Below are 26,950 nucleotides of genomic sequence, written 5' to 3'. Positions count from 1 at the left end.
ACTCACTCATTTTTTGCTATTTATTAAGTAATTGATGATTAAAGTCTGCCAAAAATAAACAATAAAAAAACGGAAATAAAACATGTACTACTATCAACTGCTCACCCCAAGCGAGTGGGATAACCTTATACAAGAATTTAGAGAGGGTGAAGGCGAATTTAGATGCAGTCCTTTTTTTCCTCGTCGCATTAAATACTTCCATAAAACCGACTATCACCCGATTATTAAAAAGCTCGTTGCCAATCCTAATAGCTGTAAAAATTTCTATCCCTTACTGCAAAAAAACGGCTTACATTATGCGGCTTATTATCACCGTTATCCCGATAAGGTCGCAAAGTGTTTATTACAGGCACTCTATCACGAACGACTTATTTTGCGCACCTTACCGATTTTCAATCCCGTTTTCGATATGCGCCCATCCTCTCCACCTATGCCACCGCCCATTCCATATAATAGAAAAATCCCGGAATACCAACCTGATTACACTTGGATTATTGTTGAGCTCATCAATCGCCCAGCACTACCCATCGGCTTTTATGATGGCGCAGCGCCTGACATTAATGCCGCTCATTTCCTGTTCAATCATGATTTTAGCCCCGATGAAATTTTTTTAGGTAAGAATAAAAGTGTATTTAGTACCGAAAAGGTGTATCCCAAAGTACATTTACTGCTAGGGGGCGGCTTAAACGCCATTGAACTTGCGGAAAGGGGGGATAAACGCTTACACGTTAAAAAAACTGGCACAAGCCTGGCTTGATGACTTAACCGCCTTATTAACCTCCGGCAATTCACCCTTTACGGTTGAGATAGATAACGCCCTGGCGGGTCAAATTAATTATGGTTATTCCGCCGAGCATTTTCGCTATGCCCCTTTGCTTTGGCAACAAAATATGTTTCGCCCGGATGAGCACATTGGGTTTATGTTTTATCAGCTACTGATATTATTAAACAACACCTATTTTTTTACCGCCGAGCAACGCATCGGCACGTTAGCGTATGAAGACAGCGAAGGAGCAACGTACCCGCCCATTTTCTACAAGGACGTGATTTCAGCCGTTAGTCAGCTTAAACACAGTGAGGGATTTGATAAAGCGGATTATCGCTATCATAATAGCGATATCGTTAAACGTGTCCGCGCGTATCTCTATAGCCCCCTTGTGTTAGATGGCACAGGTGATGAGCGCGATGAAGAAACACGCTTAACAGCGGCAATTAAAACCGCCACGCGACATGATAATCTTACCGATATCGAGTCCCTCTATGTTAACGCCTTTAAACTGCTCAAATACCTGCGGCAACCGGCTATTATTAAGCATGTTGAAACACGCAAAAAGTATCGGTTAAAAGGTACAAAGGTTGAATTTGCCTATACGCAGCTCCCCAAATGTGATGAGGTACTGCTTCAACTTCATTCCAGTTATAAATATAAAATCATTCCCCAGATTGAGGATAATCCTTATCATCTCGATAACGATACGGCAGATTGCCAATTAATTGGACGTTATAACCCCAAGGATTTATGCCGCGTTAAAATCCCTAAAAAATGGGCACATATCGAAAAATGGCAAGTGATTAATGAGCCCGTTGAGCCTGACTTTGTTGATAACAAAATAGCCAGGTACACATGGACCGAGCACGATAAACAAAATGTTTGGAATAGCTTTGTACTGAGTGAGCAATTCTGCCTGCCTTTTCGCATTACCCCCATCGGTGACTTAGTCTGCCACACAGCACTCGTGACTGCGGGTTATACCACCGAAGGCAAATCAAACGAAGCCCTTGAGCACGAAATGCCCCGCTTTTTAGGGGGGATGAAAGTCGTACAAGGTGCAGCGACGCTGATTGCTGCCAGCGCGTTAGCTGAAACCGGCATAGGTCTAGGGCTTGCAACCACGTTACTATTTTTTGGGCTAGATAATATCCAATCAGGGGCTCGGCAAGTAATATCGGGTGAATACACCTCAACAATCGGTGGCAGTTTAATTGAAGCAACCGGCATATTCCCCGATGGCACCGGCGAAGATATTTACGCATTAGCCGATATGACTGCAGCCGGTAAAGCGGGCTTAGTCATTAAAACAGCAACACAATCCCGTAATATCATCAAACTCACCAGCATTAAAGGCACCCCACCCGTTAAACCCAGTGAAATTGGTATCACCGTTGAGAATATCTCGCTTAATCAGCGTAATATGATTACTATTGACGAGCCAACGTTTAGTCCATATGGGTCAGAGGAGGTTAGAGCTGTTAAGAAGCAACTGAAATATGGTAAAAAAGAAACGACTGGAACATATATACAAAAATTTGAAATGGCTGATCGAGTTCAAGGACAATTAAATGATCCTAGGATGGGTAATTTAGCTGGTAAATTAACAGAAATCGATTTACAGAAATTAGCTAATAATCCAAATGCTACGAGAGTAGTAGATATGAGAACTGGACACATTAATATAATTCAGGAAATTGACGGCAGATTAATCAGAATTACAGTTCCAAAAGATGAAATGAAAATAATTTCTGTTGGTCCAATTCGAAATAATCAAGTTAATAATTTAATAAATAAAGGGGATTTTATGCCCCTTAAGACAGGAGATAAGTAATGGCATCAATAAATATAGAAGAAATTCAGGAATATTTAAAGAAGAAAGGAGCGAAAGATTCTTTACCCAATGTGCATAATGGAGAAGGTTATTTTTTAGAGATAATATTTGATAAAAAAGGAGATAGACCATCAGTTGTAGATGAAGAATTTCAAAATAAAATTATTACAGCCGATTGTCCTTATGGATTAGTTACGATTATTTTTGATGAGTATGGGCAATTAAAGTCCTTAGATATTAGCTGATTATTAAAGTTCAATAAAATAGACCCAGGGCTAGCAAATATATAAATGTATCATTAGATGGTAAAAGAAAAACCGGTAAGTATGTTGGAAAAAAGGCGTCATTATGGGAATAAGTGAAGAAGATGGTATTCCTTATGGATATAGTGTAAGCCTTTATTTTATGATGAAGAATATCTTATAGGATTTGATGTCGAAGAAGTTAAACCCACAGGTAAACAATTTAAACGCGAGGATTTTTGCCCGTCCTAAAAATAGCTTATTAAATAATAAATATCCTGTATAAAAAATGACGATTAACTCGTCATTTTTTATTAACTATCTCAATACAACAAGCGCGGTTAATAGCGCATTTATTGATGACTATTTTAGCTATCTTAACCCCCATCAGTTAAGTAATGCCTTCGAGGCGAAGGCCCATCCTGCTTGAAACACGCAAAAAGTATCGGTTAAAAGGCACCCGGATTGAATTTGCCTATACGCAGCTCCCAAAATGTGATGAGGTACTGCTTCAACTTCATTCCAGTTATAAATATAAAATCATTCCCCAGATTGAGGATAATCCTTATCATCTCGATAACGATACGGCAGATTGCAAACTGATTGGACGTTATAACCCCAAGGATTTATGCCGCGTTAAAATCCCTAAAAAATGGGCACATATCGAAAAATGGCAAGTGATTAATGAGCCAGTTGAGCCTGACTTTGTTGATAACAAGATAGCCAGGTACACATGGACCGAGCACGAAATGCCCCGCTTTTTAGGGGGGATGAAAGTCGTACAAGGTGCAGCGACGCTGATTGCTGCCAGCGCGTTAGCTGAAACCGGCATAGGTCTAGGGCTTGCAACCACGTTACTATTTTTTGGGCTAGATAATATCCAATCAGGGGCTCGGCAAGTAATATCGGGTGAATACACGTCAACAATCGGTGGCAGTTTAATTGAAGCAACCGGCATATTCCCCGATGGCACCGGCGAAGATATTTACACATTAGCCGATATGACTGCAGAGGGTAACAAGTTCAAGGACAATTAAAATCCTTAGATGCTAGCTGACTATTAAAGTTCAATAAAATAGAACTAGGGATGCAAACATATGAATGTATCATTAGACGGTTAAATTACACACTAATAAAAACAAAAATACAAATCGAAAAAAATAACTTTTTTTCAAACTAAATTATTAAATAATCTTTATTATTTATTCGATTGTTTTTTTTAATTAAAACATATGCTATATTCATATGCTAATTCATTTCACTTATTTGAGGATTTCAAAGCATGGTAGGAGAAAAAGCTATTCGCCCAGCAGATAGTTGGCGTTGGTATTTTGATCCAAACTACGATAGTTTAATGCTTGAAATATCAAATGATATGGTATTTCGTTCTTGTTATCCGAGTAAAATGCTTATTCCTGACGTGTTTATGGCTTTTCCATTTACAGTTAGTCATGCGGCTGTTTATTATCAGTTTTATGATAATAGCCAATATTTAGCGTTAACTGAAACTAAGCGCATTGAATTAACCATTAACGCTATTGTTGCCGCTAATTTTTTAAAACCACAAATGCCGAAAAGTTGGTATTTCGCCCCATCACAGGCTAATTTTAAGCCCAATTTTGCCGATATTGTGAAAGTAAATTTACAAAATACCCATAATGTGGTCAATATGATGGTTGTAGAGGCAGCTGAAAATGCCTCTCTTTGTGTTATTGCACAGCCTTCATTTATTGCAAGTAATAAAACGTTTTATTTCAGCGAAACAATCAAAGTAATGAATGATAGGTTAATACCATTCCATTATGATTATTTAGAAGACCATCAAGTAGCGGATTTTGCAGCTATTTCTTGATTACTTCAATCGTAATATCGGTTTTAGGAACTGTGCTGCATGCTAAAATGCGGTTATTTCGTTTAATCGCTGATTGTATCATCGCTGTAACTTCTCCTTTTATCAAACGAATTTGACAGCGTCCACAAATACCCGAACGGCAAGAATTTGGCATTAAAATTTGATGATGCTCTAATTGTTCCAAAAGAGTTTGCTTGTTGTTACCAAGGTATGTTTTACCCTGTACACTAATATGACAGATTTTATGTTGTTTTAGATTATGCGATGGGAAGCTTTTTATATAATTTTTAGCAATTTGCTTTTCTAGGATCTCAATGGGATCATTGATAGAAATTTGTCCATGATTACGGGCAATCATATTCATGCCAAAATCAATTTCACCTTGCTCATCCATTCGGAAATATCGTAGCGTTTTTAAGGGGTCATTATTAGCTAAGTAGTGATTATTTTTAACATTAATGGTTGTAATAACACAACGTGAACAGGGTTTTACAATATCAAAGATAACATCACCAATTTTTATCGTTTTCCAACCATCTTCGGCAAAAGGTAAAGCGCCATCAACAATAATATTGCCACGGAACTGTTGTATGTCTAATGTTTCTGGACAGTGTTGCTGTAAATAATCAAAGGAAGCTTGTGTTAAAAGTAAGTAAGGATAACCATCAGCAAAACTAACAGGTACATCTTGATAACGTTTTGTGCGCCGCGTTGAATGTAAACCGAGCCATCTTAATTGTACGTCTTTTTGTAAAAAGTCACTTAAATAACGATTTGCCATAATAGGTGCGATGTGCGAGGTAAAGCGACTCCCCCAAACTTCTGTTGGTTCATGGCTATTCGAAAAATCATCTAAATGAATACTTATTTCTGGTCCATCCTCTTGACCAATATACACAATATTATTTTTAATGGATGTTTTTAAAGTTAAAAGTTTGGGATATTCTCTTGCTGTAATAAATCGACCATCAGGCTCTGATACCATTAAAACCCTGTCATGCATAAACCCTCCATCAACAAGGGAAGCTTGAGGGACTGATATTCCTTTCATCGATTTAATCGGATAAATAAAAAGCTGTTTAACAGAGAGCATATTCATAGTTTAAGAAAATTAATTGCGCAATTATATCCTTAGCTGCCATAAAGGTGCAATTAATGGATTTTTATCTTTTTTTAATGTTTGAAAAAAATAAAAAATCAAATTTCTTTATAACTAATTGCCTCAATAGTATATAACATCTTACCATTTGGCGTTGTAACGCTAATTTCGTGATCAACTTGATGACCAATTAAAGCGCGGGCAACAGGACTATTAATTGAGATCCAATTTTTTTTGGGATCAAATTCATCGGCCCCAACAATACGATAAATCGCTTGTTTATCTTGTTCATCAATTAATTTTACCCAAGCTCCAAAATAAACTTTACCTTCTTGTCGTGGATCAGGATCGATAATAGTTAATATTTCGAGGCGTTTAGTTAAAAATCTTACGCGCCTATCGATTTCACGCAAACGGCGTTTACCATAAATATATTCGGCATTTTCGCTGCGATCACCTAAAGCGGCAGCGTCAGACACAGCTTGTGTAACTTGTGGTCTTTCAATTTTCCATAAATATTTAAGTTCATTCTCGAGTGCCAAGTAGCCCTCTCTTGTTATATAATTGGCGCTTTGCATACTAAAATTCCGTTCATTTTTAAAAATAGATTGAGAGACTATGATAGCAAATCGAATAAACCATATTATAGCGGATGAACTTGCCGTAAAACCAGAGCAAGTTTTAGCAGCCATCCAATTGTTAGATGAAGGCAGTACAGTTCCTTTTATTGCCCGTTATCGAAAGGAAGCAACAGGTGGTCTTGATGATACTCAATTAAGAACACTTGATAGTCGCTTAAGTTATTTACGTGAACTTGAAGATCGAAAACAAACTATCTTAAAGTCGATTACAGAACAAGGTAAATTAACTGCAGAATTGCAAGCAAGTATCGAGCAAACACTAAGTAAAACTGAGCTTGAAGATTTTTATTTACCGTTTAAACCAAAACGTCGCACTCGCGGGCAAATTGCTATTGAAGCAGGCTTAGAGCCACTAGCAGATAAATTATGGCAAGATGCTAAATTAGATCCAGAATCTGAAGCTCTATTATTTGTCGATAAAGAAAAAGGAATTGATGATGTAAAAAGTGCACTAGATGGTGCGCGCTATATTTTAATGGAACGTTTTGCACAAGATGCCGCCTTGCTTGCAAAAATTCGCCATTATTTATGGAATAATGCCCATTTAGTCTCTAATGTTGTGACCGGTAAAGAAGCGGAAGGGGAAAAATTCAGAGATTATTTCGCACAATCTGAACAAATTGCTAAAATTCCATCTCATCGAGCCTTAGCCATGTTCCGCGGACGTAATGAAGGATTTTTACAATTATCCCTTAATGCAGATCCTCAATATGAAGAAACGCCAAAAGAAAGTTATTGCGAGCAGATTATTGCCGAACATTTAGGTATTATATTAGATAATTTTGCTGCAGATAAATGGCGTAAAGCCGTCATTAATTGGACATGGCGTATTAAAATTTTACTACACATGGAAACCGAATTAATGACGACATTGCGCGAAAATGCCGAGTTAGAAGCGATAAATGTGTTTGCTACCAATTTACACGATATGTTAATGGCACCCCCAGCGGGAATGAAAGTCACCATGGGGATGGATCCTGGTCTGCGCACGGGTGTAAAAATCGCGGTTGTTGATGAAACCGGTAAACTTGTTGCGACAGAAACGATTTATCCTCATACAGGACAAGCCGATAAAGCAGCAATGATAATTGCAGCGTTATGCATAAAATACAAGGTCGAATTAGTTGCAATAGGAAATGGGACGGCATCGCGAGAAACAGAACGTTTTTATTTAGATATACAAAAAAAATATCCAGATGTTAAAGGACAAAAAGTTATTGTTAGTGAAGCGGGAGCATCTGTTTATTCGGCATCACAATTAGCGGCAGAAGAATTTCCAGATCTTGATGTTTCAATTCGTGGTGCTGTGTCAATTGCAAGACGGCTTCAAGATCCTTTAGCGGAATTAGTTAAAATTGATCCAAAATCAATCGGTGTCGGTCAATATCAACATGATGTTAGCCAAATTCAGCTCGCCAAAAAATTAGATGCGGTTGTTGAAGATGGGGTAAATGCCGTTGGCGTTAATTTAAATACGGCGTCGATGATGTTGTTATCACGAATTGCAGGATTAAATAAAGTTATCGCACAAAATATTATTGATTGGCGTAATGAAAATGGTCAATTTATTAATCGAAAACAGTTATTGAAGGTTGCTCGATTAGGTCCCAAAGCGTTTGAACAATGTGCAGGCTTTTTACGGATTAGTGATGGTGACAACCCGCTAGATGCTTCGGCTGTTCATCCTGAAGCTTATCCTCTCGTTGAACGAATTTTAGAACATAATCATAAATCTTTGAGTGATATTTTAGGTGATACCATTTATTTAAAATCTCTCAATGCGATCGATTATATTAATGATGATTTTGGTGTTCCAACCGTTATCGATATTATTAAAGAACTTGATAAACCAGGGCGAGATCCAAGACCCGAATTTAAAACTGCTCAATTTGCTGACAATATTGAAACTATTTCAGATTTAAAAGTTGGCATGGTGATGGAAGGGGCGGTGACCAATGTGACTAATTTTGGTGCATTTGTTGATATAGGTGTTCATCAAGATGGGCTTGTCCATATATCGGCTTTAGCTAACAAATATATTGATGATCCACACTCTGTTGTAAAAACAGGCGATATTGTTAAAGTTAAGGTAATAGAAGTTGATATTAATCGGAAACGCATAGCATTAAGTATGCGCCTTGATGATAAATCAATAAGCGGAAAATCAGCTCAATCAAGTGATGCAAATCAAAGCGTAAAATCGAATCGCAATGCAGTAAATAAACAAGCAACAAGTTTAGGCAATAGTGCGATGGGTAATGCATTTGCAGCCGCCTTTAAAAAAGGAAACAAATCATAATGCAGCATAAAATTCCTAATACCTTTGGCATTAATGTGATGGCATATGACGTAATTACAGTCACAGCGATTGAGGAACTATGGCAAACTTGGCAACATTATCATAATAAATTGCCAATTCTTATTTTAGGTCAAGGCAGTAATACGTTATTTACTTGTGATTTTCAAGGCATTGTTATCCTTAATCGCATCAAAGGCTTTGATATTTCAGAAACAGATAACGCTTGGCATATCAAAGCGGGGGCGGGTGAGGTTTGGCAGGATGTTGTCGAAAAAACAATTCAGTTAAATTTAGCTGGGCTTGAAAATTTAGCATTAATTCCAGGTTGTGTCGGTTCAGCGCCGATCCAAAATATTGGCGCTTATGGTGTTGAATTTGAAAAAATCGCTGATTTTGTTGATTTACTAGAATTACATAGCGGTAAGATTATTCGTATTTATGATGGCAAATATTCTTATCGAAATAGTATTTTTAAACAAAAATATGTCGATGGTTACGCGGTTGTTTCGGTTGGTATTAAACTTCCAAAACAGTGGCTTCCCGTTTTATCTTATGGAGAATTAACGCAATTTTCGAAGGCAAATGTGACCGCTAAACAAATATTTGATAAAGTCTGTGAAATTAGGCGAAGTAAATTACCCGATCCACATGTATTAGGTAATGCGGGAAGTTTTTTTAAAAATCCGATTATTGATAATACCAAGGTCGATGATTTATTAAAAATCTACCCTTCAATGCCAACTTATCCGCAAGCGGATAGCAAAAGTAAAATAGCTGCGGGATGGTTAATTGATCAATGTCAATTAAAAGGGTATCAAATCGGTGGCGCAGCTGTTCATGAGAAACAAGCATTGGTTATTGTTAATAAAAATCAAGCAACAGCAAAGGATATTGTTGATTTAGCGCGTTATGTCCGAAATACCGTGTATCATAAATTTCAAATCTCATTATCGCCAGAGATCCGCTTTATGGCTAGTAAAGGCGAAATTGATGCAGACGATTATTTATCGTTAACTCTAATCTAAATAAAAAAGACGTAACTATTTATGAAACACTCCCATTCCTTTTTTATATTATTAACAAGTTTATTATTTGTTACCATTTCTTTATCAGCATTAAATACTCAGGTTCCGCTTTGGTTAACGCATAATGATTTTCCGTTATGGCAAATTGGACTTGTAAGCTCAAGTTATTTTGTGGGTAATTTAGTTGGAGCCTTATTAGCGAATTGGTTTATTAATAAATTAAATGTGAAATACACTTATTCATTAACCTGTCTTTTGTTTGCTATCACAACAATTGGGTTAAGTTTATCGATGGATTTTTATAGCTGGTCCATATGGCGCTTTTTTATTGGTATTGCTTGTGCTATCACATGGGTTGTGATTGAAAGTTGCATTTTAGTCACAGGTACACTAAAAACGCGCGGTAAAATGCTTGCCATTTATATGACAACTTATTATTTTGGGACTGTTTTAGGTCAGGCGCTTTTACCTTATTTCCCGTCTCAAGTGCTTTATTTTGGACTTGTTGTTGCGGTATTATTGGCAATTGCTATTTTATTTATCCTATTAACACATTATAAATTACCAGTTCGCAAGCATAATCATTTTAATATCATGCCTATGATTTTATATAAACCTGCACGAATTGGGCTTATAGGTTGTGTTATTGCCGGCATGTTAATCGGCGTTTCTTATTCCTTAATACCTAGCTATTATTCTAAAAATTATAGTGATTTAGAAGTTAGCTATTTGATGATCGTATTGATTTTGTCAGGCGTCATTGCTCAAATTCCGGCAAGCAAATTAGCTGATAAGTATGGGCGATCGTTGGTATTAATTATCATGTCGATGTTAGTAATATTAGCGTGTGCTTTAATATTTTTTGATGTTTCTATTATTGTTGGTTTGATTCTTTTAGGTGCGGGCGTATTTACCATTTATCCATTATCCATGGCATGGGCATGTGGTAGCGTACCGAAACAAGATATTGTTCTTATGAATCAAGCCATGTTATTAATTAATACCTTAGGCAGCATGATTGCACCCGCTATCATTTCGATTGTGATGGATGAAGTCGGCGAAAAATACTTATTTGTCTGCTTTGCAATTATTTCTCTCTATTTTATTATTTTGTTAATGAAAAATAAGGCAACTCATGCGTGATTATTCAAATCTCCTTAAATTAATTGAATTACTTTCTGATGGTAGATGCTATTCAGGTGAGGATTTAGCTAAAGAATTTGGTATCACCCGTGCAGGTATTAATAAAAACATAAAGCAATTGCGGGAATGGGGTGTAAAAGTTATTTCTAAACAAGCTAAAGGTTATTGCTTAGAAGCTCCCCTAAATTTATTAAATAAAAATAAAATTGATCTTTTTTATCAAGGAAATAGTCAAGTTACTATCTTGCCAATCATTGATTCCACTAATCAATATTTTCTTAATAATATTAATAATTTACAGTCTGGAGAAAGTTGTGTAGCAGAATATCAAACAGCTGCACGCGGTCGTCGTGGTCGCCGCTGGTTTACTCCATTTGGCAGTAATTTGTATTATTCAATGTATTGGCGGTTAGATCAAGGTATTGCTGCTGCTATGGGACTTAGCCTTGTAATTGGTATCGTTGTTGCCGATGTTTTGCAAGTGTTATCAGGACAAAAAATCAAAGTCAAATGGCCAAATGATCTTTATTTAAATGATAAAAAACTAGCCGGTATTTTAGTCGAGTTGGTGGCTAAAACAGGTGATTATGCGCATGCTGTTATTGGAGTCGGAGTAAATCTAACAATGACCGATCCTGATCTAACGATCGTTAATCAAGCTTGGGCTAATTTAGGAGATATCGATCGTAATCTTTTAGTGGCGGAATTAACAAAGCGGTTACAACAAAAATTAGTCGAATTTGAGCAAAAAGGACTTACCGCTTTTCTTGATGATTGGAATCGATTAGATAATTTTGTTAATCGCCATGTAAAATTGTTGATTGGTGATAAAGTGATCCGTGGTATTGCACGAGGTATCGATAACCAAGGTGCTTTATTACTAGATGAAGGCGGGCAAATTAATGCTTATATTGGTGGTGAGATTTCATTGCGAGCTGATGAGTAATTAATTTAAAACTTTTTTATTAATTGGATTAACCAACTAAACAGAGATTTTTTTATGAAGCAGAATATAGATTTTAATGAGATTAATAAATTTTCGGCATTAGCATCTGAATGGTGGGATCCTAATGGAAAATGTAAGCCTTTACATATTATAAATCCTTTAAGAGTTGATTTTGTTCGTCAGCAATGCGGTGATTTACATGGTAAAACTATTTTAGATGTCGGATGTGGTGGCGGAATTTTAACAGAAAGTTTAGCAAAATTAGGAGCAAACGTAACAGGTATTGATTTAGCGGATGAATCGCTTGAAGTGGCTAAAATTCATGCTAAACAAAATAATTTAGATATTTTATATAAAAATCAGACAGTTGAAGAACTAGCTACTATGGAGCCTAATCAATACGATATCGTTACCTGTATGGAATTATTAGAACATGTGCCAAATCCTAGTTCTATTGTTAATGCTTGTGCTGCCTTATTAAAACCAAATGGATTATTATTTTTATCAACGATTAATCGTAATCATAAAGCCAGATTATTATTAATCATCGGCGCTGAATATATTGCTAAATTGGTTCCTAAAGGGACACATGATTTTAATCGTTTTATTAGACCTTCAGAATTAATGGCATTTGTTCAACAAGCTAATTTAACGGTCAAAGATGTGATTGGTATGGAATATCATCTTTTAAAAAATCAGTTTAAGCTTGGCTCGAATATTGATGTCAATTATATTTTGATGGCGCAAAAATAAGATTGTTCATTAGATCCTTAAAATTAAGTAAAAAACTAATTTTTTATAATAATTTGTATGCTTCTTAAGCGAATCATTAATTTACGCTAGTCTTTTCGCGTAAACATGAGTAGAATACGTCGGCAATATTTTATCAACTATTTAACTTTATGGTGAATATTGTTATGTCTCGTATAGTAAAAGAAGCCCTTACCTTTGATGATGTCTTATTAGTTCCTGCTCATTCAACTGTGTTACCTAATACTGCTGATATTAGTACTTATCTAACTCAAACAATTAAACTTAATGTGCCTATGTTATCCGCTGCGATGGATACTGTTACCGAATCAAATTTAGCGATTGCACTTGCACAAGAAGGTGGAATTGGGTTTATTCATAAAAATATGTCTATTGAAAATCAAGCTGATCATGTAAGACGTGTAAAAAAACATGAAAGCGGAATTGTTCAAGATCCGGTTTCGGTTTTACCAACTTCAACAATTCATCAAGTGATTGAACTGGCTAAAGAACATGGTTTTGCAGGTTTTCCTGTTATTACTGAGCGCCAAGAATTAGTTGGCATCATCACTGCTCGAGACGTACGATTTGCAACAGATTTATCTTTGCCGGTTACGGCTGTTATGACACCGAAAGAAAAATTAGTCACTGTTTTAGAAGGTGAACAACGCGATCAAGTTTTACAAAAAATGCATGAATATCGTGTCGAAAAAGTATTAGTAGTTGATGATAAATTTCATTTAAAAGGTATGATTACCGTTCGAGATTACAATAAAGCCGAACAAAAACCTAATGCATGTAAAGATGAAAAAGGTCGCTTACGTGTAGGTGCTGCTGTTGGTGCGGGAGCGGGTAATGAAGAACGCATTGCTGCATTAGTCGAGGCGGGAGTTGATGTATTATTGATTGATTCATCACACGGACATTCTGAGGGTGTACTGCAACGGATTCGAGATGCAAGACAAAAATATCCAGATTTACAAATAATCGGCGGCAATGTTGCAACGGCTGAAGGAGCGAAAGCATTAATTGATGCCGGCGTTAATGCAGTTAAAGTTGGCATTGGTCCTGGGTCGATTTGTACAACGCGAATTGTAACGGGTGTAGGTGTACCACAAATTACAGCTATTATGGACGCTGTTGAAGTTGCGAGAAAACATAATATTCCTGTTATTGCGGATGGTGGCATTCGATTCTCGGGTGATATTGCAAAAGCAATCGCGGCTGGGGCTTCTTGCGTAATGGTTGGCTCTTTATTTGCAGGCACTGAAGAAGCGCCAGGCGAAATTGAATTATATCAAGGACGATCTTATAAATCTTATCGAGGTATGGGATCGTTAGCGGCTATGTCTAAAGGATCGTCTGATCGATATTTCCAATCTGACAACGCAGCAGATAAATTAGTGCCAGAAGGCATTGAAGGGCGCATTGCTTATAAAGGTGCTTTGAAAGAAATTGTGCATCAACAAATGGGCGGATTACGGTCATGCATGGGTTTAACAGGTTGTGCAACGATTGCAGAACTTAGCACCAAAGCACAGTTTTATCGTATTACTGGCGCAGGTATTAAAGAAAGCCATGTTCATGATGTCACGATTACAAAAGAGCCACCTAATTATCGTGTTGTTTCTTAATTTTCGTTGTAAAGACAACAAAGAAGTCAGGTCCTATCATCTCAATTAAAAAACGATATTGCAGATAAAGGAGCGAAAATGAAAAACGCCACTTAGTATTATAAATAAGGGCGTTTTTTTATGAATTTAAAGATTATTAAAAGTCACTACCATATTAAAATTCATTGTTAACAAATGGCTTTCGAAACGATTTGCTGTGCTTCTTGCTGTATCTGATTTAAATGTGTTTCGCTAATAAAACTCTCGGCATAAATCTTATAAGCCTCTTCAGTTCCTGAAGGCCTTGCAGCAAACCAACCATTTTTAGTAATAACTTTAAGTCCACCAATTGCAGCTTGATTTGCGGGCGCTTTCGTTAATGATTCGATTATGCTATCGCCTGCTAATTTATCGGTCGTCAATTGATCTGCATCAAGTTTTGATAATTTATTTTTTTCGATAAAGGTTGCAGGTGCTTGTTTGCGTCCATAATAAGAAATACCAAATTGATCTTCTAATTGTTGGTATTGCTCAGCGGGATTTTTGCCCGTTTTGGCTGTCATTTCAGCAGCAAGTAAGCACAAAATGATGCCGTCTTTATCTGTTGTCCAAACTTTACCATTAGTCCTTAAAAACGAGGCACCTGCGCTTTCTTCACCACAAAATCCAAGATCGCCGTTAAAAAGTCCTTGTGAATACCATTTAAAACCAACTGGATATTCAAACAAAGGCTTATTTAATGATTTAGCAACTCTATCCATCATTGAACTGGTTACCAAAGTTTTACCAATTCCGACTTGACTATTCCATGTTGGGCGGTTTTGAAAAAGATAATTTACGCAGCTTGATAAAAAATTATTTGGATTCATTAAACCACTTGGTGTTACAACACCATGACGGTCAAAATCAGTATCATTCCCAAACGCTAAATCATATTTATCTTTTAATTGAAGTAAACCATTCATAGCAAAACGACTAGAACAGTCCATGCGAATTATGCCATCATGATCAAGATGCATAAAACTAAATGTGGGATCAATTTTATTATTAACGATATCTAAATGAATTTTATAATGCTCAGCAATTCGAGGCCAATAACTAATGCCTGCACCACCTAATGGATCAATAGCGATGTTAAGAGCGGAATGTCGAATGAGATCAAAATCTAAAATATTAACCAAGTCTATAATATAATCAGATTCATATTCTTTAAAATGAATAAAATCAGATTGTAATGCTTTTTCTAAACTTATCCGTTTAACACCATCTAAATTATTTTTTAATAATTCATTAGCACGAAGCTCGATTTGTTTTGTGATATGAGTATCAGCAGGCCCACCATTTGTCGGATTGTATTTTATGCCGCCATCTTCGGGGGGATTATGTGAAGGAGTAATAATAATGCCATCGGCTAAATGAGACTGTTTATTTTGATTGTAATTGAGGATGGCATGTGAAATCACTGGCGTTGGTGTAAAACCCCAATCATTTGCGATAATGACCGTTTGCTGATTGGCAGCAAAAACTTCTAACACAGTTTTTAGTGCAAGTTCTGATAATGCATGGGTATCTTGTCCAATAAAACAAGGGCCAGTAATGTTTTGTGAATAGCGATACTCCGCAATAGCCTGTGCAATTGCTAAAATATGCTTTTCGTTAAAAGTCGCTTTATTTGAACTGCCTCTATGGCCTGATGTACCGAAAATAACCAATTGGCTATTATCCTCGATATTAGGCTCTATCTGATAATAATTATTTAGTAATTGTGTAACATCAATAAGATCAGAAGGTGTGGCAGCTAATCCTGCACGAGCATTAATTTCCATTTCTGTGTCCTTATTTAAATGAAAATAAAAATAATATTAATTATTTTAAATCGAATCGATGACAAAAGTTATTCTATTGGACTATTTATATCCTTAGTAGTTCAATTGATAAGATAATTAATCAGTTGGTAAAGAAAATTGATTAATCACTAAATCAATTGTTTCTGCAGAGAATTCCATATTATTCATAATGGATTGCAAAATGAAAATTTTTCGTGCTGTATTGGTATTACTAATTACCCAATAAGGGGTACCTTCAATTTCACGTGGCTTCGTGTTTTTGCCGCTTAATTCGAGCGATGCCTTATCTTTGGCTAAATATTGACGTTTACTACCATGTAAAGAAGCGACAGATATCGAAAAAAGCGCAGGATTATAATGATAAAGCGCACTTAATATTAATAATAATCGACTGATATTGGATTTTTCATTAATAAAATTCTCTTTTTTTATTAAATTTGTAATAGTTGAAGTTGCTTTATCATTCATTATTTCTGTTTGAACGGTAGTTTTTTTAGGGGGATCGATATTTAATAATCTTCTCAAAATGCTAGACGCATCTTCGCCGATAAATTTAGTTTGAGAGGCAATATATTGGTATAACGCTTTGTCAATTTCGATTGTTTTCATGTGTTACTCATATTGATACGATGTCTAAAAAAATAGCGAATTATTAATAAAAGGCTTTCCGGGTTAAATTGAAAATATATTCTAAAAATATTCTTAATATTCCTATATAAGTTAGGATTAAATTTTTCGCCGAATGATAATAAATCGAGTGAAAAGCAAAAATAAACCAGGGTTTATTAAGAAAATTGCTTATGCTGGTTAATGCTAAATTATATTTTAAAGTATACCCTAACGCATTTATAATTTGTATTATTGATTGATAAAAAAAATGAAAATGCTATTCTGTTACAATTATTAACTAATAGCGAATTACTATTTTAATTAAGAATTGATTAAATTATTTTTGAGGATGAATCATGAAAAAAATCATTTCGTTATCTATTTTAGCTTTAATTGCAACTGGTTGTACAAATAGTGATATTTATTCAGGTAATGTATATACAGCCGATCAAGCTAAACAAGTCCAACAAGTTTCTTATGGTACTATTGTTTCTGTTACTCCGATAAAAATTCAAACAAATGCTTCAAATGGTCAAACTAATAACGTTATAGGTTCTCTTGGTGGCGCGATTGTTGGTGGATTTTTAGGGAATACTATCGGTAATGGTAAAGGAAACTCATTAGCTATTGCAGGCGGTGCTATTGGTGGTGCATTGGTTGGCGGAGCGATACAAGATAATGTTAGTAAAGTAGATGGTGTTGAACTTGTTATCAAAACAGGAAATGGTTCAAATATTGTCGTTGTACAAAAAAGTGATCCTAATATGTTTTATGTCGGTCAAGCCATAAAAATGGTAACAGATGGCAAACAAATTAACGTTTCGCCAAAATAAATAATCGGAATTAAAATGCGCTTATTACATACAATGATTCGGGTGGGTGATTTAACGCGTTCGGTTGATTTTTACACGCGTATTATGGGTATGAAAGTATTAAGAACGAGTGAAAACCCGGAATATAAATATTCTCTTGTTTTTGTTGGTTATCAAGATGAAAATCATGGCTCAGTAATAGAATTAACTTATAACTGGGGCGTTGAAAGTTATGAACAAGGGAATGCATTTGGTCATATCGCTATTGGTGTCGAGAATGTTGCGAAAATGTGTGACGCCGTTAAACAAGCGGGTGGTAAAGTCATTCGAGAAGCGGGACCTGTTAAAGGTGGAAGGACAATTATTGCTTTTATTGAAGATCCAGATGGTTACAAAATAGAGCTTATCCAAAACGATCAGGCAGAGCAAGCATTAGGTTGATAGATACTTTAATCAATAGTCAATAATTAACATAAATTTAAAAAAGTAATAAAAAATCCCGTCATGTTAAACATCGACGGGATTTTTATCATTTAAAATTTCAATGATATTTTAAATGAAGTTTAGCTACGTTAAAGTTGCTTAGTATTGCTTTATCTTGATTCTAACTTACTTTTTAGAAACACAAGCAATTAAATCAAGAACTTTGTTAGAATAACCAACTTCGTTATCATACCATGAAACAAGTTTAACAAAGTTATCATTTAACGCGATACCTGCTTTAGCATCAAAGACAGAAGTACAAACTTCGCCTAAGAAGTCAGTTGAAACAACATCATCTTCTGTATAGCCTAAAACGCCTTTCATTGAACCTTCAGAAGCCGCTTTCATCACTTTACAAATATCTTCGTAAGTTGCTTTTTTCTCTAAACGAGCAGTTAAGTCAACAACAGAAACGTCAGGAGTTGGGACACGGAAAGCCATACCAGTTAATTTACCATTTAATTCAGGAATAACTTTACCTACTGCTTTAGCGGCACCCGTTGAAGATGGGATAATGTTTTGGCTAGCACCACGACCACCACGCCAATCTTTTTGTGATGGACCATCAACAGTTTTTTGAGTTGCTGTGGTTGCATGAACAGTTGTCATTAACGCTTCAACAATACCAAAGTTATCGTTTAAAACTTTTGCTAAAGGTGCTAAACAGTTAGTTGTACAAGATGCATTAGAAACGATATCTTGACCAGCATAAGCTTTATCATTTACACCCATAACAAACATAGGTGTTGCGTCTTTTGAAGGGCCAGTTAAAACAACTTTTTTAGCGCCGGCTTGGATATGTTTACGTGCACTTGCATCATCTAAGAATAAACCGGTAGCTTCTGCAACAACATCAACACCAACTTCATCCCATTTTAAATTAGCAGGATCACGTTCAGCAGTAACACGGATTTTTTTACCGTTAACGATTAAGTGACCGTCTTTAACTTCGATTGTGCCATCAAAACGACCGTGTGTTGAATCGTATTTAAGCATATAAGCCATATATTCAGCATCAAGTAAATCATTGATTGCAACGATTTCAATGTCTGAACGTTTTTGTGCAGCACGAAAAACAATACGACCGATACGACCAAAACCGTTAATACCTACTTTGATTGTCATAACAATTACCTTCTTTTTTGATAAATGATAAAAATATTACTGCTAATATTAGCAAATTTTGGTTTTTTTTTCAATATATGCCTATTAAGGCATGTGCAAATATTTTATCAAATTAAATCAATTAGGAACCTTATTATTCAAGTGATAAAAATGGTAATAATAAAGCAATTTATATTGATTAAAGGTGAACAAAAAGAAAGTCGCCTAAGGGTTGACTCGATGCTAGACATTTTAGTCCAAAAAAGGTAAGGTATGCGCGCTTTTGCGTGGTTCGAAAACCTCCCACGAAAAAAAACTAAGGAATCTATATGCATAATATTACTTTACTCGGCGATAAATCCGTGGGTTATCCTACTAATTATGCCCCCGAAATACTTGAAGTTTTTGATAATAAACACCCAGACAATGATTATTTTGTTAAATTTAATTGTCCTGAATTTACCAGTTTATGTCCCATCACAGCGCAACCTGATTTTGCGACGATTTATATCTCTTATGTTCCAGATAAAAAAATGGTCGAAAGCAAATCGCTTAAGCTTTATTTATTTAGTTTTAGGAATCATGGTGATTTTCATGAAGATTGTATCAATATTATTATGAAAGATTTAATAAAATTGATGGAGCCTAAATATATTGAAGTATGGGGTAAATTTACACCGCGAGGAGGCATTTCAATAGATCCTTACGTGAATTATGGTAAAGCTGATACACCATGGCAAGAAGTCGCGTTTAATCGACTAGCCAATCATGATCTCTATCCAGAAAAAATAGATAATCGCTAATAAATGGCTCTATTATAAATTCAAACGATTTATTTTAATTGATTAAGAAGGATTGATTATGATGCAACCAAAAGCCCTTGTAATTTTTTCGGGTGGACAAGATTCAACAACTTGTCTACTAAAAGCTATTTTAGATTATGGTGTCGAAAACGTTGAAACAATAAGCTTTCAATATGGGCAACGCCATGCGATTGAACTTGAAAAGGCAAAATGGATCGCAAGCGATCTCGGCGTAAAGCAAATCATTATCGATGCAACTGTAATTTCTCAAGTAACAAGTAATGCCTTAATGGATACAAATCAAGCCATTACTATAGATAAATCAGGAAAATATCCGAATACCTTTGTCGAGGGGCGTAACGCATTATTTTTATTATTAGCCGCTACTTATGCCAAACAGCAAGGGATTAACACTATTATTTTAGGCGTGTGTGAAACAGATTTTAGTGGTTATCCTGATTGTCGCGATGTGTTCATTAAATCGATGAACGTAACTTTAAATCTTGCTTTAGATTATGCGTTTAATATTATTACTCCGCTCATGTATTTAACAAAAGCGGAAACTTTTGCGATGGCAGATGATTTAGGATATCTTGATTATATTTTGGCTCATACTCATACCTGTTATGAAGGGGTAGAAAGGGGCTGTAAAACATGCCCAAGCTGTCAATTACGAGATAAAGGCTTGCGTGAATATTTAACTTTAAAAAATGCCAAGTCTTTATAAGATAGGTTAGTTTTAAAAGCTCGACATGGGTTCCCTAACCCCATTTATCTAATTAAAAAGAGAAAATTAAAAAGGTCAATTATGTTTGCAAATATAACAAAATCATTGCATGATTCGAAACTTAAACAATATCAAATCGCTTTATATTGCTTAGCTTTTTTTCATGTCCTAATCATAATTTCAAGTAATTATTTAGTCCAAATTCCAATACTTATTTTTGGATTTCATACAACATGGGGAGCATTTACGTTTCCATTTATCTTTTTGACGACGGATTTAACGATTCGCATATTTGGTGCTTCGTTAGCGCGTCGGATTATCTTTGTCGTTATGATACCTTCACTATTACTTTCTTATATTATTTCAGTATTATTTTATGAAGGAAACTGGCAAGGATTAAGTGCTTTATGTGAGTTCAATATAATGAGTTTTAGGATTGCACTGGCAAGTTTTAGTGCATATTTATTTGGACAATTATTAGATATTACAGTTTTTAATTATTTACGTAAAAATCAACATTGGTGGTGTGCGCCTACTGCAGCAGCTATATTAGGTAATGCTATTGATACGCTTGTCTTCTTTTCGATTGCATTTTATAAATGTCCAGATGAATTTATGGCAGCGAATTGGACAGAAATCGCAACAGTGGATTATTGTTTTAAAATTTTGATATGTGGTATTTTTTTCCTACCACTATATGGCATTATTCTCAATTATATTTTAATCAAACTTATTCCATCATTATCTAAATTAAATAATAATCAATATTGTAGATAATCCGTAAATATTGATATATTACATTTGCCTCGTCGATAATATATGATTGGCGAGGCATAAGATCCCACATCGCCTTATTTATTCGTGTTTTAATTCCCTCAAATGCTTTAATTAACTTATATCATTATTTTTTATTTTCTTTGTGTTTTTTTACTTTTTCTATTTATTTAATAATGGTTGAATAAATGAGATACATTTAGCATAAATTTTTTGCTAAAGCATTAAGTCGAAGGCATAATAAAGGATAAGAAATTGTAATTTTATTAAAAAATCGATAATTAAAAACATGAGGTTAATAATGGCGTTAGCTAAGTTAGTAAATAGATTTAGTCTGTTGATTATATTAATAAAAACCATTTTAATTAATATAATTTTGATTGCAAATGTGCAAGCAGAATTTACTCTTCTAAAACCTAATCTAAAACCTAATGAAAACGTTCAAACCTTAACGACCACTACTGATAATAAATCGTCTGATCAAAACTCAATTTCTTCTGAAACTAATAATAGCCAGCAAATTAATAATCTATCAAATCAGACAGATTTTCATCCTAACGATGAGCTAATAAAAACATATCATAATCAAAAATTAACTGTTTTGGATAGCTCAGAAATGACAATAGATGGATCGAGTACATTAGTCATTACTTTTTCAATCCCTTTAAATCCTAACCAAAATTTTGCGAATTTATTGCGCCTTAGTGATACAAAATCAGGCTTTATAGAAGGTGGTTTTGAACTATCAGATAACGGTTTAGAATTACGCCATCGTTATTTAGCACCTAATCGAGAATTAGCATTAGAAATTGATAAATCACTACAAGCAATAAATGACACGATTCTTGATGAAAATTATACAACTACAATCAAAACCGAAGATCGCAAACCAATGGTAGGTTTTGCAAGTAACGGGTTTTTATTACCAAGTAAATCAATGAGTGGATTGCCGATTAATGTCTTAAATGTGGATAAAATTGATGTTAATTTTTTTCGAGTTAAATCCGATAAATTGAGTGAATTTTTAACCGTTAATAATGGCAGTAAACTCTTTTCGGTCTGGAACGCTACGAATTCAAAAAAATATTTGGATTTAATTTATTCGTCACGTTTTGATCTTAAATCAAAACCGAATATGCAAGAAACACTATTACTAGATTTAAAGCCAATTAATGAACTCAATAAAGAAGGGGTATATTTAGCTGTCATAAATGAAGCAGGTACTTATAATTACGTTAATCCGGCAACAGTTTTTACCATTAGCAACATTGGTTTAGCTTTACATACTTACGAGAATGGTAGCATGACTGTTTCAGCGCATACGCTTGATAAAGGTGAAGTATTAGCCAATGTCAATTTGACTCTTTTATGCGATCAGTCAGATAAAAAAAATTGTAAAACTATGCAAACAAAGACCGATGCTCAAGGTTTTGCGACATTTACACTTGAAAAAAATCATCAATACCGTGTTTTAGTTGCAACAAATGATAATCAAACTTCATTTATTCATTTAAATCAAAATAAGTTGGATTTAACCGATTTTGCGATTTCAGGCGGTTTATATGCAAAAAAACAATTATTTGCTTTTGGACCCCGTAATTTATATCGTCCTACAGAAACCGTTTATCTCAATGCTTTATTGCGTGATGCAGATGGTAAAATGTTACCAAATCAACCGATTAAAGTTGATGTGATTGATGCTAATGGTCAAACAAATAAAGAATTTGTTTGGCAACCTCAAGAGTATGAAGTCGGTTTTTATCAAACTTCTTATGTTATTCCTGCAAATGCTCCGTTAGGTAAATGGTCAGTACGCTTTAATTTAGGCGATGATAATTTTCGATATTATTATTTTAATGTCGAAGATTTTTTACCAGAACGGTTGGACTTAGACGTTTTTGCATCACAAACATTACCTATTTCATCTAATAATGACGCTATTTTTAATCTAAAAGGCTGGTATTTATATGGTGCACCAGCAAATGGCAATAGCATTGATGCTAATATTTATATTAAAAAAGAAGATTCATTTGCTGGCTTTACTATCGGTAACACGCTTAATGATGTAACATTAAGTCAAATTGGCTATAATCAATATGAATTAAGTAATGAAGGTTTAGGACAAATAATTGTCGATAAAGAAAATTGGCAAGCATTAACATCACCTATTCAAGTTATATTACAGGCAAGTTTACAAGATGAAGGAGGGCAACAAGTTACGCGCACGGCTAATCAAATCATTTGGCCTGCCGATGCATTACCCGCTATTCGTCCGTTGTTTAAAAATTCTGAACATTATGATTGGTCAACAGAACGTTATTTTGAACAACCATCCGTGAATGAAGATACTGCCGCCGAGTTTGAAATCGCTTACTTAAATCGTGATGGGAATAAAATAGCAAGTCATAATTTAACTGCTCGCTTTGTTCGTGAACGAAATGATTATTATTGGACATGGACTGAGGATTCTGGTTGGGATTATGTCACCCGTGTTAAAGAATTTGTTGTTTCAAGCCAACCATTAACGATTGAACATAACAGTACAACCAAATTAAGTTATTTAGCCAATAAAGCCGGCAAATATCGCCTTGAAATTGTAGATAATCAAACTAATTTAATAAGTAGTTTAAGTTATTGGGTAGGTTATGGTGATTATGGTGATCAATCTAATAACCCGATTGTAAGACCTGATCAAATTAAACTTACTTTAGATAAAGCAAATTATAAAGCAGGTGAAACAGCTAAAGTTCATCTTGAATCACCGATTTTAGGAGCCGGTTATATATCAGTTGAAACAAATGATGGTCAATTATGGAAACAAGCTATCTTAATGACCGATCATGCAATGGATGTTGAAATTCCCATTGAAGATTGGGCTCGGCATGATGTTTATTTGAATGCTTTAATTATTCGTCCATCGACTGATGCAGCCGTGCAAATGGTGAAACGCGCAATGGGTATTACTTATTTACCGCTTAATGCCAGTCGTCAATTAGCATTGCAGCTTGATGCGCCAGATAAAACGGAGCCTAATTCAGTATTACCTGTCAAAATTAAAGTAGATAATATGACGTTAGATAATAAAGAGCCAGTTACTGTACTTGTTTCTGCAGTTGATACCGGTGTTTTAAATATTAATCGTTATAAAACGCCAGATCCTTATTCGGCGTTTTTAGGTCGAAAACGGTTTAATGTCGATTTCTATGATGTTTATGGCAAATTAATCGAAGCTAATGGGCGAAATGTTAGTATGAGTTTCGGTGGTGATGCAATGAATGAAATATTAAGCGATAAGACAAGTGGTGGTAAACTTCCTTTTTCCGAAATGAGTATTGTTGCTCAACAATTAAAACCAGTCACATTAAATGAAAATGGCGAAGCAATCATTGAGCTTAATTTACCTGATTTTAATGGTGAGTTACGATTGATGGCACAAGCTTGGACTAGCCAGCAATTTGGTAGTACTGATAAAGCGTTAACCGTTGCAGCACCTTTGGTTGCGCAATTATTGACTCCGCGTTTTTTAGCTACAGGCGATAAATCAATTTTAACTCTTGAACTAAATAATCTTACCGATAAACCTCAAAGCGTTAATGTTAATATCCAAGCAGAGGGTTTTATTAAGCTTGTTAATCCGATATTCGAATCCGTTAATTTAAATAGTCATGAGCGTACTGTGCTACGCTTTCCTGTTACCGCTGAGAATGGATTTGGTGAGGGTAATATAATGGTTTCTGTCAGCAATATTAAACTTGATGATACCCGAGATTATCAAATTAATCGTAGTTGGAAAATTGGTGTACGTCCAAATTCTGTTGCAACTGTTATCCCTTATAATATTGAGCTTAAACAGTCTGAAAGTTGGCAATTATCCATTGATGTACTGAATAATATGGTTAACAATACGGTGGAAGGTCATTTAATTATTTCGAATACTCCACCATTTAATATAGCCCAATATATTCAACGTTTATTTACTTATCCTTATGGATGTTTGGAACAAACAATTAGCGGTATTTACCCAGCACTTTATGCCAATCATGAACAATTGCTAAAATTAGGTATTGATTCAGAATCTGATGATGCAAGAAGGCAAAAAGTACAATTAGGAATTGATCGTATTTTAGCTAAACAAAAAATAAACGGGAGTTTTGGTCTTTGGAGTAATGAAAGTCCGGAAGAATACTGGTTAACGGTTTATGCGACTGATTTTTTATTAAAAGCCGAAGAACGTGGTTACCAAGTTAATCAACAGGCATTAAGTCGTGCTATCAACCGCATAAGTGAGTATTTATACGACAGTAATTCTTTTAATAGTATTTATGATGAGCCAATAAGTGATGAAGAACAAGCTAAATTTTCTGTAGAAGCTTATGCTTTATTATTATTAACAGAGCAAAATAAAATTACACCAGCCGTACGCAGTGAAATTAAACGTTTAGCGCAATTAGTAAATAGTGATCAAAACCTTAGTTACTCTCCATTACCTATCACACAATTAGCGATTGCGGCTAAAAATGCGGGATTTGAAAATATTTATGACGAATTAGTGGTTAAAATATTAGCAGTAAAACGTTTGAATCCCGATATTTGGATTAAAGATTATGGTAGCGAAATTCGCGATAATGCAATTGTATTAAAATTATTACTGACTCATAAATTATTGGAAGATAAACAGGGTTATTTACTGGCTAATTTCAACGATTTAATTCAAGGTCAACGTTACTTTTCGACACAAGAATTAAACGCTTTATTTATATTGAGTTGGTCATTGCATGAAAAACGCAATAAATCACCTTTCACTGTAATGATTAATAATGTAATAAATATGAATGAAAGTTTATTAACGCATTCATTTAATGCAGATTCTTTAGCTAATGGCTTAAAAATTGTTAATAACAATGATAAACCGTTATATCTTAACTTTACCTTATCGGGTTATCCAATTACCCCTGATATGCCGACGTCAGCGGATAATATCTTATCTATTACACGATCCTATTATGACTTAAAGGGTAATCAAGTTACTCCCGATACTTTAAAAATCGGTGATATGCTAATTGTGTCCTTAGATGTTGAAGCTAAAAAAACTATACATGATGCTTTGATCGTTGATTTATTACCTGCAGGTTTGATGGCAGAAAATCCTGCCCTTAATCGCCAAAATCAATTAATGGCTGCTCTTCCTGTTATAGATAAATTATTAGAGAATGAAAATAATAATGATATCAAATATCAAGAATATCGAGCTGATCGTTTTATTGCCGCGGTTGATATTAATCAGCAAAAAGACGAAAAAAGTTATACTAAACGTGTTGCTTATATTGTGCGAGCCGTCACAATGGGTGATTACCAGGTTCCTGCTCCCTATGTTGAATCGATGTACCGACCAGAATGGTTTGCCATTGGTAATAAATTAGCAAGTATGTCTATTTTAGAAAGACAACATGTAGAAAAACAAAATAATGAGGTAAATCTTATTAAAAATGATTCATCAAATGATGCGGTTTCAACAGCAACAACACATTAGGCTGAATAATCGTTAAATATAGTTTAAGAAGCTGGTCATCATTATTAA

22 protein-coding genes and 1 riboswitch are annotated in these 26,950 nt (G+C 34.9%); of the genes, 17 read left to right on the top strand and 5 right to left on the bottom strand.

Translation table 11 applies throughout. From position 1 onward, the window contains the following. The first annotated feature begins 82 nt into the window (after positions 1 to 82). The 5 genes from ACSYSW_RS07880 (at position 83) to ACSYSW_RS07860 (ending at position 4,697) form a co-directional block, all read left to right on the top strand. On the top strand, positions 83 to 757 hold the full coding sequence (locus ACSYSW_RS07880; RefSeq protein ID WP_491705578.1) for a hypothetical protein: 675 nt from the start codon (positions 83 to 85) through the stop codon (positions 755 to 757). Beyond that, positions 693 to 2,603, top strand: coding sequence for a hypothetical protein (locus tag ACSYSW_RS07875; RefSeq protein WP_491705579.1), 1,911 nt, complete (start codon positions 693 to 695; stop codon positions 2,601 to 2,603). Before ACSYSW_RS07880 ends, ACSYSW_RS07875 begins: the two co-directional genes overlap by 65 nt. Then, positions 2,603 to 2,848 (top strand): hypothetical protein, encoded by a 246-nt coding sequence (locus tag ACSYSW_RS07870; RefSeq protein WP_491705580.1) that lies wholly within the window; start codon positions 2,603 to 2,605, stop codon positions 2,846 to 2,848. The genes ACSYSW_RS07875 and ACSYSW_RS07870 overlap by 1 nt, the downstream gene beginning before the upstream one ends. 395 nt (positions 2,849 to 3,243) lie before the next feature. Continuing rightward, positions 3,244 to 3,882 (top strand): hypothetical protein, encoded by a 639-nt coding sequence (locus ACSYSW_RS07865; protein WP_491705581.1) that lies wholly within the window; start codon positions 3,244 to 3,246, stop codon positions 3,880 to 3,882. 245 nt (positions 3,883 to 4,127) lie between these two features. Next, positions 4,128 to 4,697 (top strand): cell division protein ZapC, encoded by a 570-nt coding sequence (locus ACSYSW_RS07860; RefSeq protein WP_491705582.1) that lies wholly within the window; start codon positions 4,128 to 4,130, stop codon positions 4,695 to 4,697. Here ACSYSW_RS07860 and ACSYSW_RS07855 read toward each other — a convergent pair. Together ACSYSW_RS07855 and greB are read right to left on the bottom strand one after the other, a co-directional pair. Beyond that, on the bottom strand, positions 4,687 to 5,796 hold the full coding sequence (locus ACSYSW_RS07855) for a YcbX family protein (RefSeq protein WP_491705583.1): 1,110 nt from the start codon (positions 5,794 to 5,796) through the stop codon (positions 4,687 to 4,689). The genes ACSYSW_RS07860 and ACSYSW_RS07855 overlap by 11 nt on opposite strands. Positions 5,797 to 5,894: 98 nt before the next feature. After that, positions 5,895 to 6,374, bottom strand: a complete 480-nt coding sequence (gene greB / locus ACSYSW_RS07850; protein ID WP_491705584.1) for a transcription elongation factor GreB — start codon at positions 6,372 to 6,374, stop codon at positions 5,895 to 5,897. Between the two features lie 40 nt (positions 6,375 to 6,414). Here greB and ACSYSW_RS07845 point away from each other — a divergent pair, with 40 nt between their 5' ends. From ACSYSW_RS07845 to guaB, 6 genes are all read left to right on the top strand, one after another. Then, positions 6,415 to 8,736, top strand: coding sequence for a Tex family protein (locus ACSYSW_RS07845; protein WP_491705585.1), 2,322 nt, complete (start codon positions 6,415 to 6,417; stop codon positions 8,734 to 8,736). Then, entirely contained in the window at positions 8,736 to 9,761 is a 1,026-nt protein-coding gene (murB, locus tag ACSYSW_RS07840) for a UDP-N-acetylmuramate dehydrogenase (RefSeq protein ID WP_491705586.1), read from the top strand. Before ACSYSW_RS07845 ends, murB begins: the two co-directional genes overlap by 1 nt. 21 nt (positions 9,762 to 9,782) lie before the next feature. Further along, positions 9,783 to 10,904, top strand: coding sequence for an MFS transporter (locus ACSYSW_RS07835; protein ID WP_491705587.1), 1,122 nt, complete (start codon positions 9,783 to 9,785; stop codon positions 10,902 to 10,904). Further along, positions 10,897 to 11,850, top strand: coding sequence for a bifunctional biotin--[acetyl-CoA-carboxylase] ligase/biotin operon repressor BirA (gene birA, locus ACSYSW_RS07830; RefSeq protein WP_491705588.1), 954 nt, complete (start codon positions 10,897 to 10,899; stop codon positions 11,848 to 11,850). The genes ACSYSW_RS07835 and birA overlap by 8 nt, the downstream gene beginning before the upstream one ends. Before the next feature lie 54 nt (positions 11,851 to 11,904). Further along, positions 11,905 to 12,603 (top strand): bifunctional 2-polyprenyl-6-hydroxyphenol methylase/3-demethylubiquinol 3-O-methyltransferase UbiG, encoded by a 699-nt coding sequence (gene ubiG / locus ACSYSW_RS07825; protein WP_491705589.1) that lies wholly within the window; start codon positions 11,905 to 11,907, stop codon positions 12,601 to 12,603. A 164-nt stretch (positions 12,604 to 12,767) separates the two neighbouring features. Beyond that, complete coding sequence (guaB, locus tag ACSYSW_RS07820; RefSeq protein WP_491705590.1) at positions 12,768 to 14,234, top strand: IMP dehydrogenase; 1,467 nt, start codon at positions 12,768 to 12,770, stop codon at positions 14,232 to 14,234. Between the two features lie 167 nt (positions 14,235 to 14,401). Here guaB and pgm read toward each other — a convergent pair whose 3' ends face one another. Continuing rightward, positions 14,402 to 16,039, bottom strand: a complete 1,638-nt coding sequence (pgm, locus tag ACSYSW_RS07815; protein ID WP_491705591.1) for a phosphoglucomutase (alpha-D-glucose-1,6-bisphosphate-dependent) — start codon at positions 16,037 to 16,039, stop codon at positions 14,402 to 14,404. Between the two features lie 117 nt (positions 16,040 to 16,156). After that, entirely contained in the window at positions 16,157 to 16,669 is a 513-nt protein-coding gene (locus ACSYSW_RS07810; protein ID WP_491705592.1) for a replication initiation negative regulator SeqA, read from the bottom strand. 356 nt (positions 16,670 to 17,025) lie between these two features. Between ACSYSW_RS07810 and ACSYSW_RS07805 the strand changes: the two genes are divergently transcribed. Then, positions 17,026 to 17,502: an outer membrane lipoprotein gene (locus tag ACSYSW_RS07805; RefSeq protein WP_491705593.1), complete on the top strand. Its 477-nt coding sequence runs from the start codon at positions 17,026 to 17,028 to the stop codon at positions 17,500 to 17,502. A gap of 15 nt (positions 17,503 to 17,517) precedes the next feature. Then, positions 17,518 to 17,922 (top strand): lactoylglutathione lyase, encoded by a 405-nt coding sequence (gene gloA, locus ACSYSW_RS07800; protein ID WP_491705594.1) that lies wholly within the window; start codon positions 17,518 to 17,520, stop codon positions 17,920 to 17,922. A gap of 168 nt (positions 17,923 to 18,090) precedes the next feature. Here gloA and gapA read toward each other — a convergent pair whose 3' ends face one another. Further along, positions 18,091 to 19,089, bottom strand: coding sequence for a glyceraldehyde-3-phosphate dehydrogenase (gene gapA / locus ACSYSW_RS07795; RefSeq protein WP_491705595.1), 999 nt, complete (start codon positions 19,087 to 19,089; stop codon positions 18,091 to 18,093). A gap of 260 nt (positions 19,090 to 19,349) precedes the next feature. Then, positions 19,350 to 19,394: riboswitch (PreQ1 riboswitch) on the top strand. Between the two features lie 3 nt (positions 19,395 to 19,397). On the opposite strand from gapA, the gene queF reads away from it, so the two are divergent. The 4 genes from queF to ACSYSW_RS07775 all read left to right on the top strand — a co-directional run bounded on the left by queF (position 19,398) and on the right by ACSYSW_RS07775 (position 26,902). After that, the gene (gene queF / locus ACSYSW_RS07790; protein ID WP_491705596.1) at positions 19,398 to 19,871 is read left to right on the top strand and encodes a preQ(1) synthase; all 474 of its coding nucleotides are present in this window, start codon (positions 19,398 to 19,400) and stop codon (positions 19,869 to 19,871) included. 58 nt (positions 19,872 to 19,929) lie between these two features. Further along, a complete protein-coding gene (queC, locus tag ACSYSW_RS07785) occupies positions 19,930 to 20,598 on the top strand; it encodes a 7-cyano-7-deazaguanine synthase QueC (RefSeq protein WP_491705597.1) in 669 nt (222 codons plus the stop codon). Positions 20,599 to 20,679: 81 nt separating this feature from the next. Further along, positions 20,680 to 21,375 carry a 7-cyano-7-deazaguanine/7-aminomethyl-7-deazaguanine transporter gene (locus ACSYSW_RS07780; protein ID WP_491705598.1) on the top strand — a complete coding sequence of 232 codons (696 nt, stop codon included), beginning with the start codon at positions 20,680 to 20,682 and terminating at the stop codon, positions 21,373 to 21,375. A gap of 298 nt (positions 21,376 to 21,673) precedes the next feature. After that, complete coding sequence (locus tag ACSYSW_RS07775) at positions 21,674 to 26,902, top strand: alpha-2-macroglobulin family protein (protein ID WP_491705599.1); 5,229 nt, start codon at positions 21,674 to 21,676, stop codon at positions 26,900 to 26,902. The last annotated feature ends 48 nt before the right edge of the window (positions 26,903 to 26,950 follow it).

The sequence above is a fragment of the Gilliamella sp. ESL1225 genome, assembly GCF_058502635.1.
The sequence above is the reverse complement of the archived record's forward strand: the minus strand, read 5'-3'. Positions and strand labels throughout refer to the sequence as shown.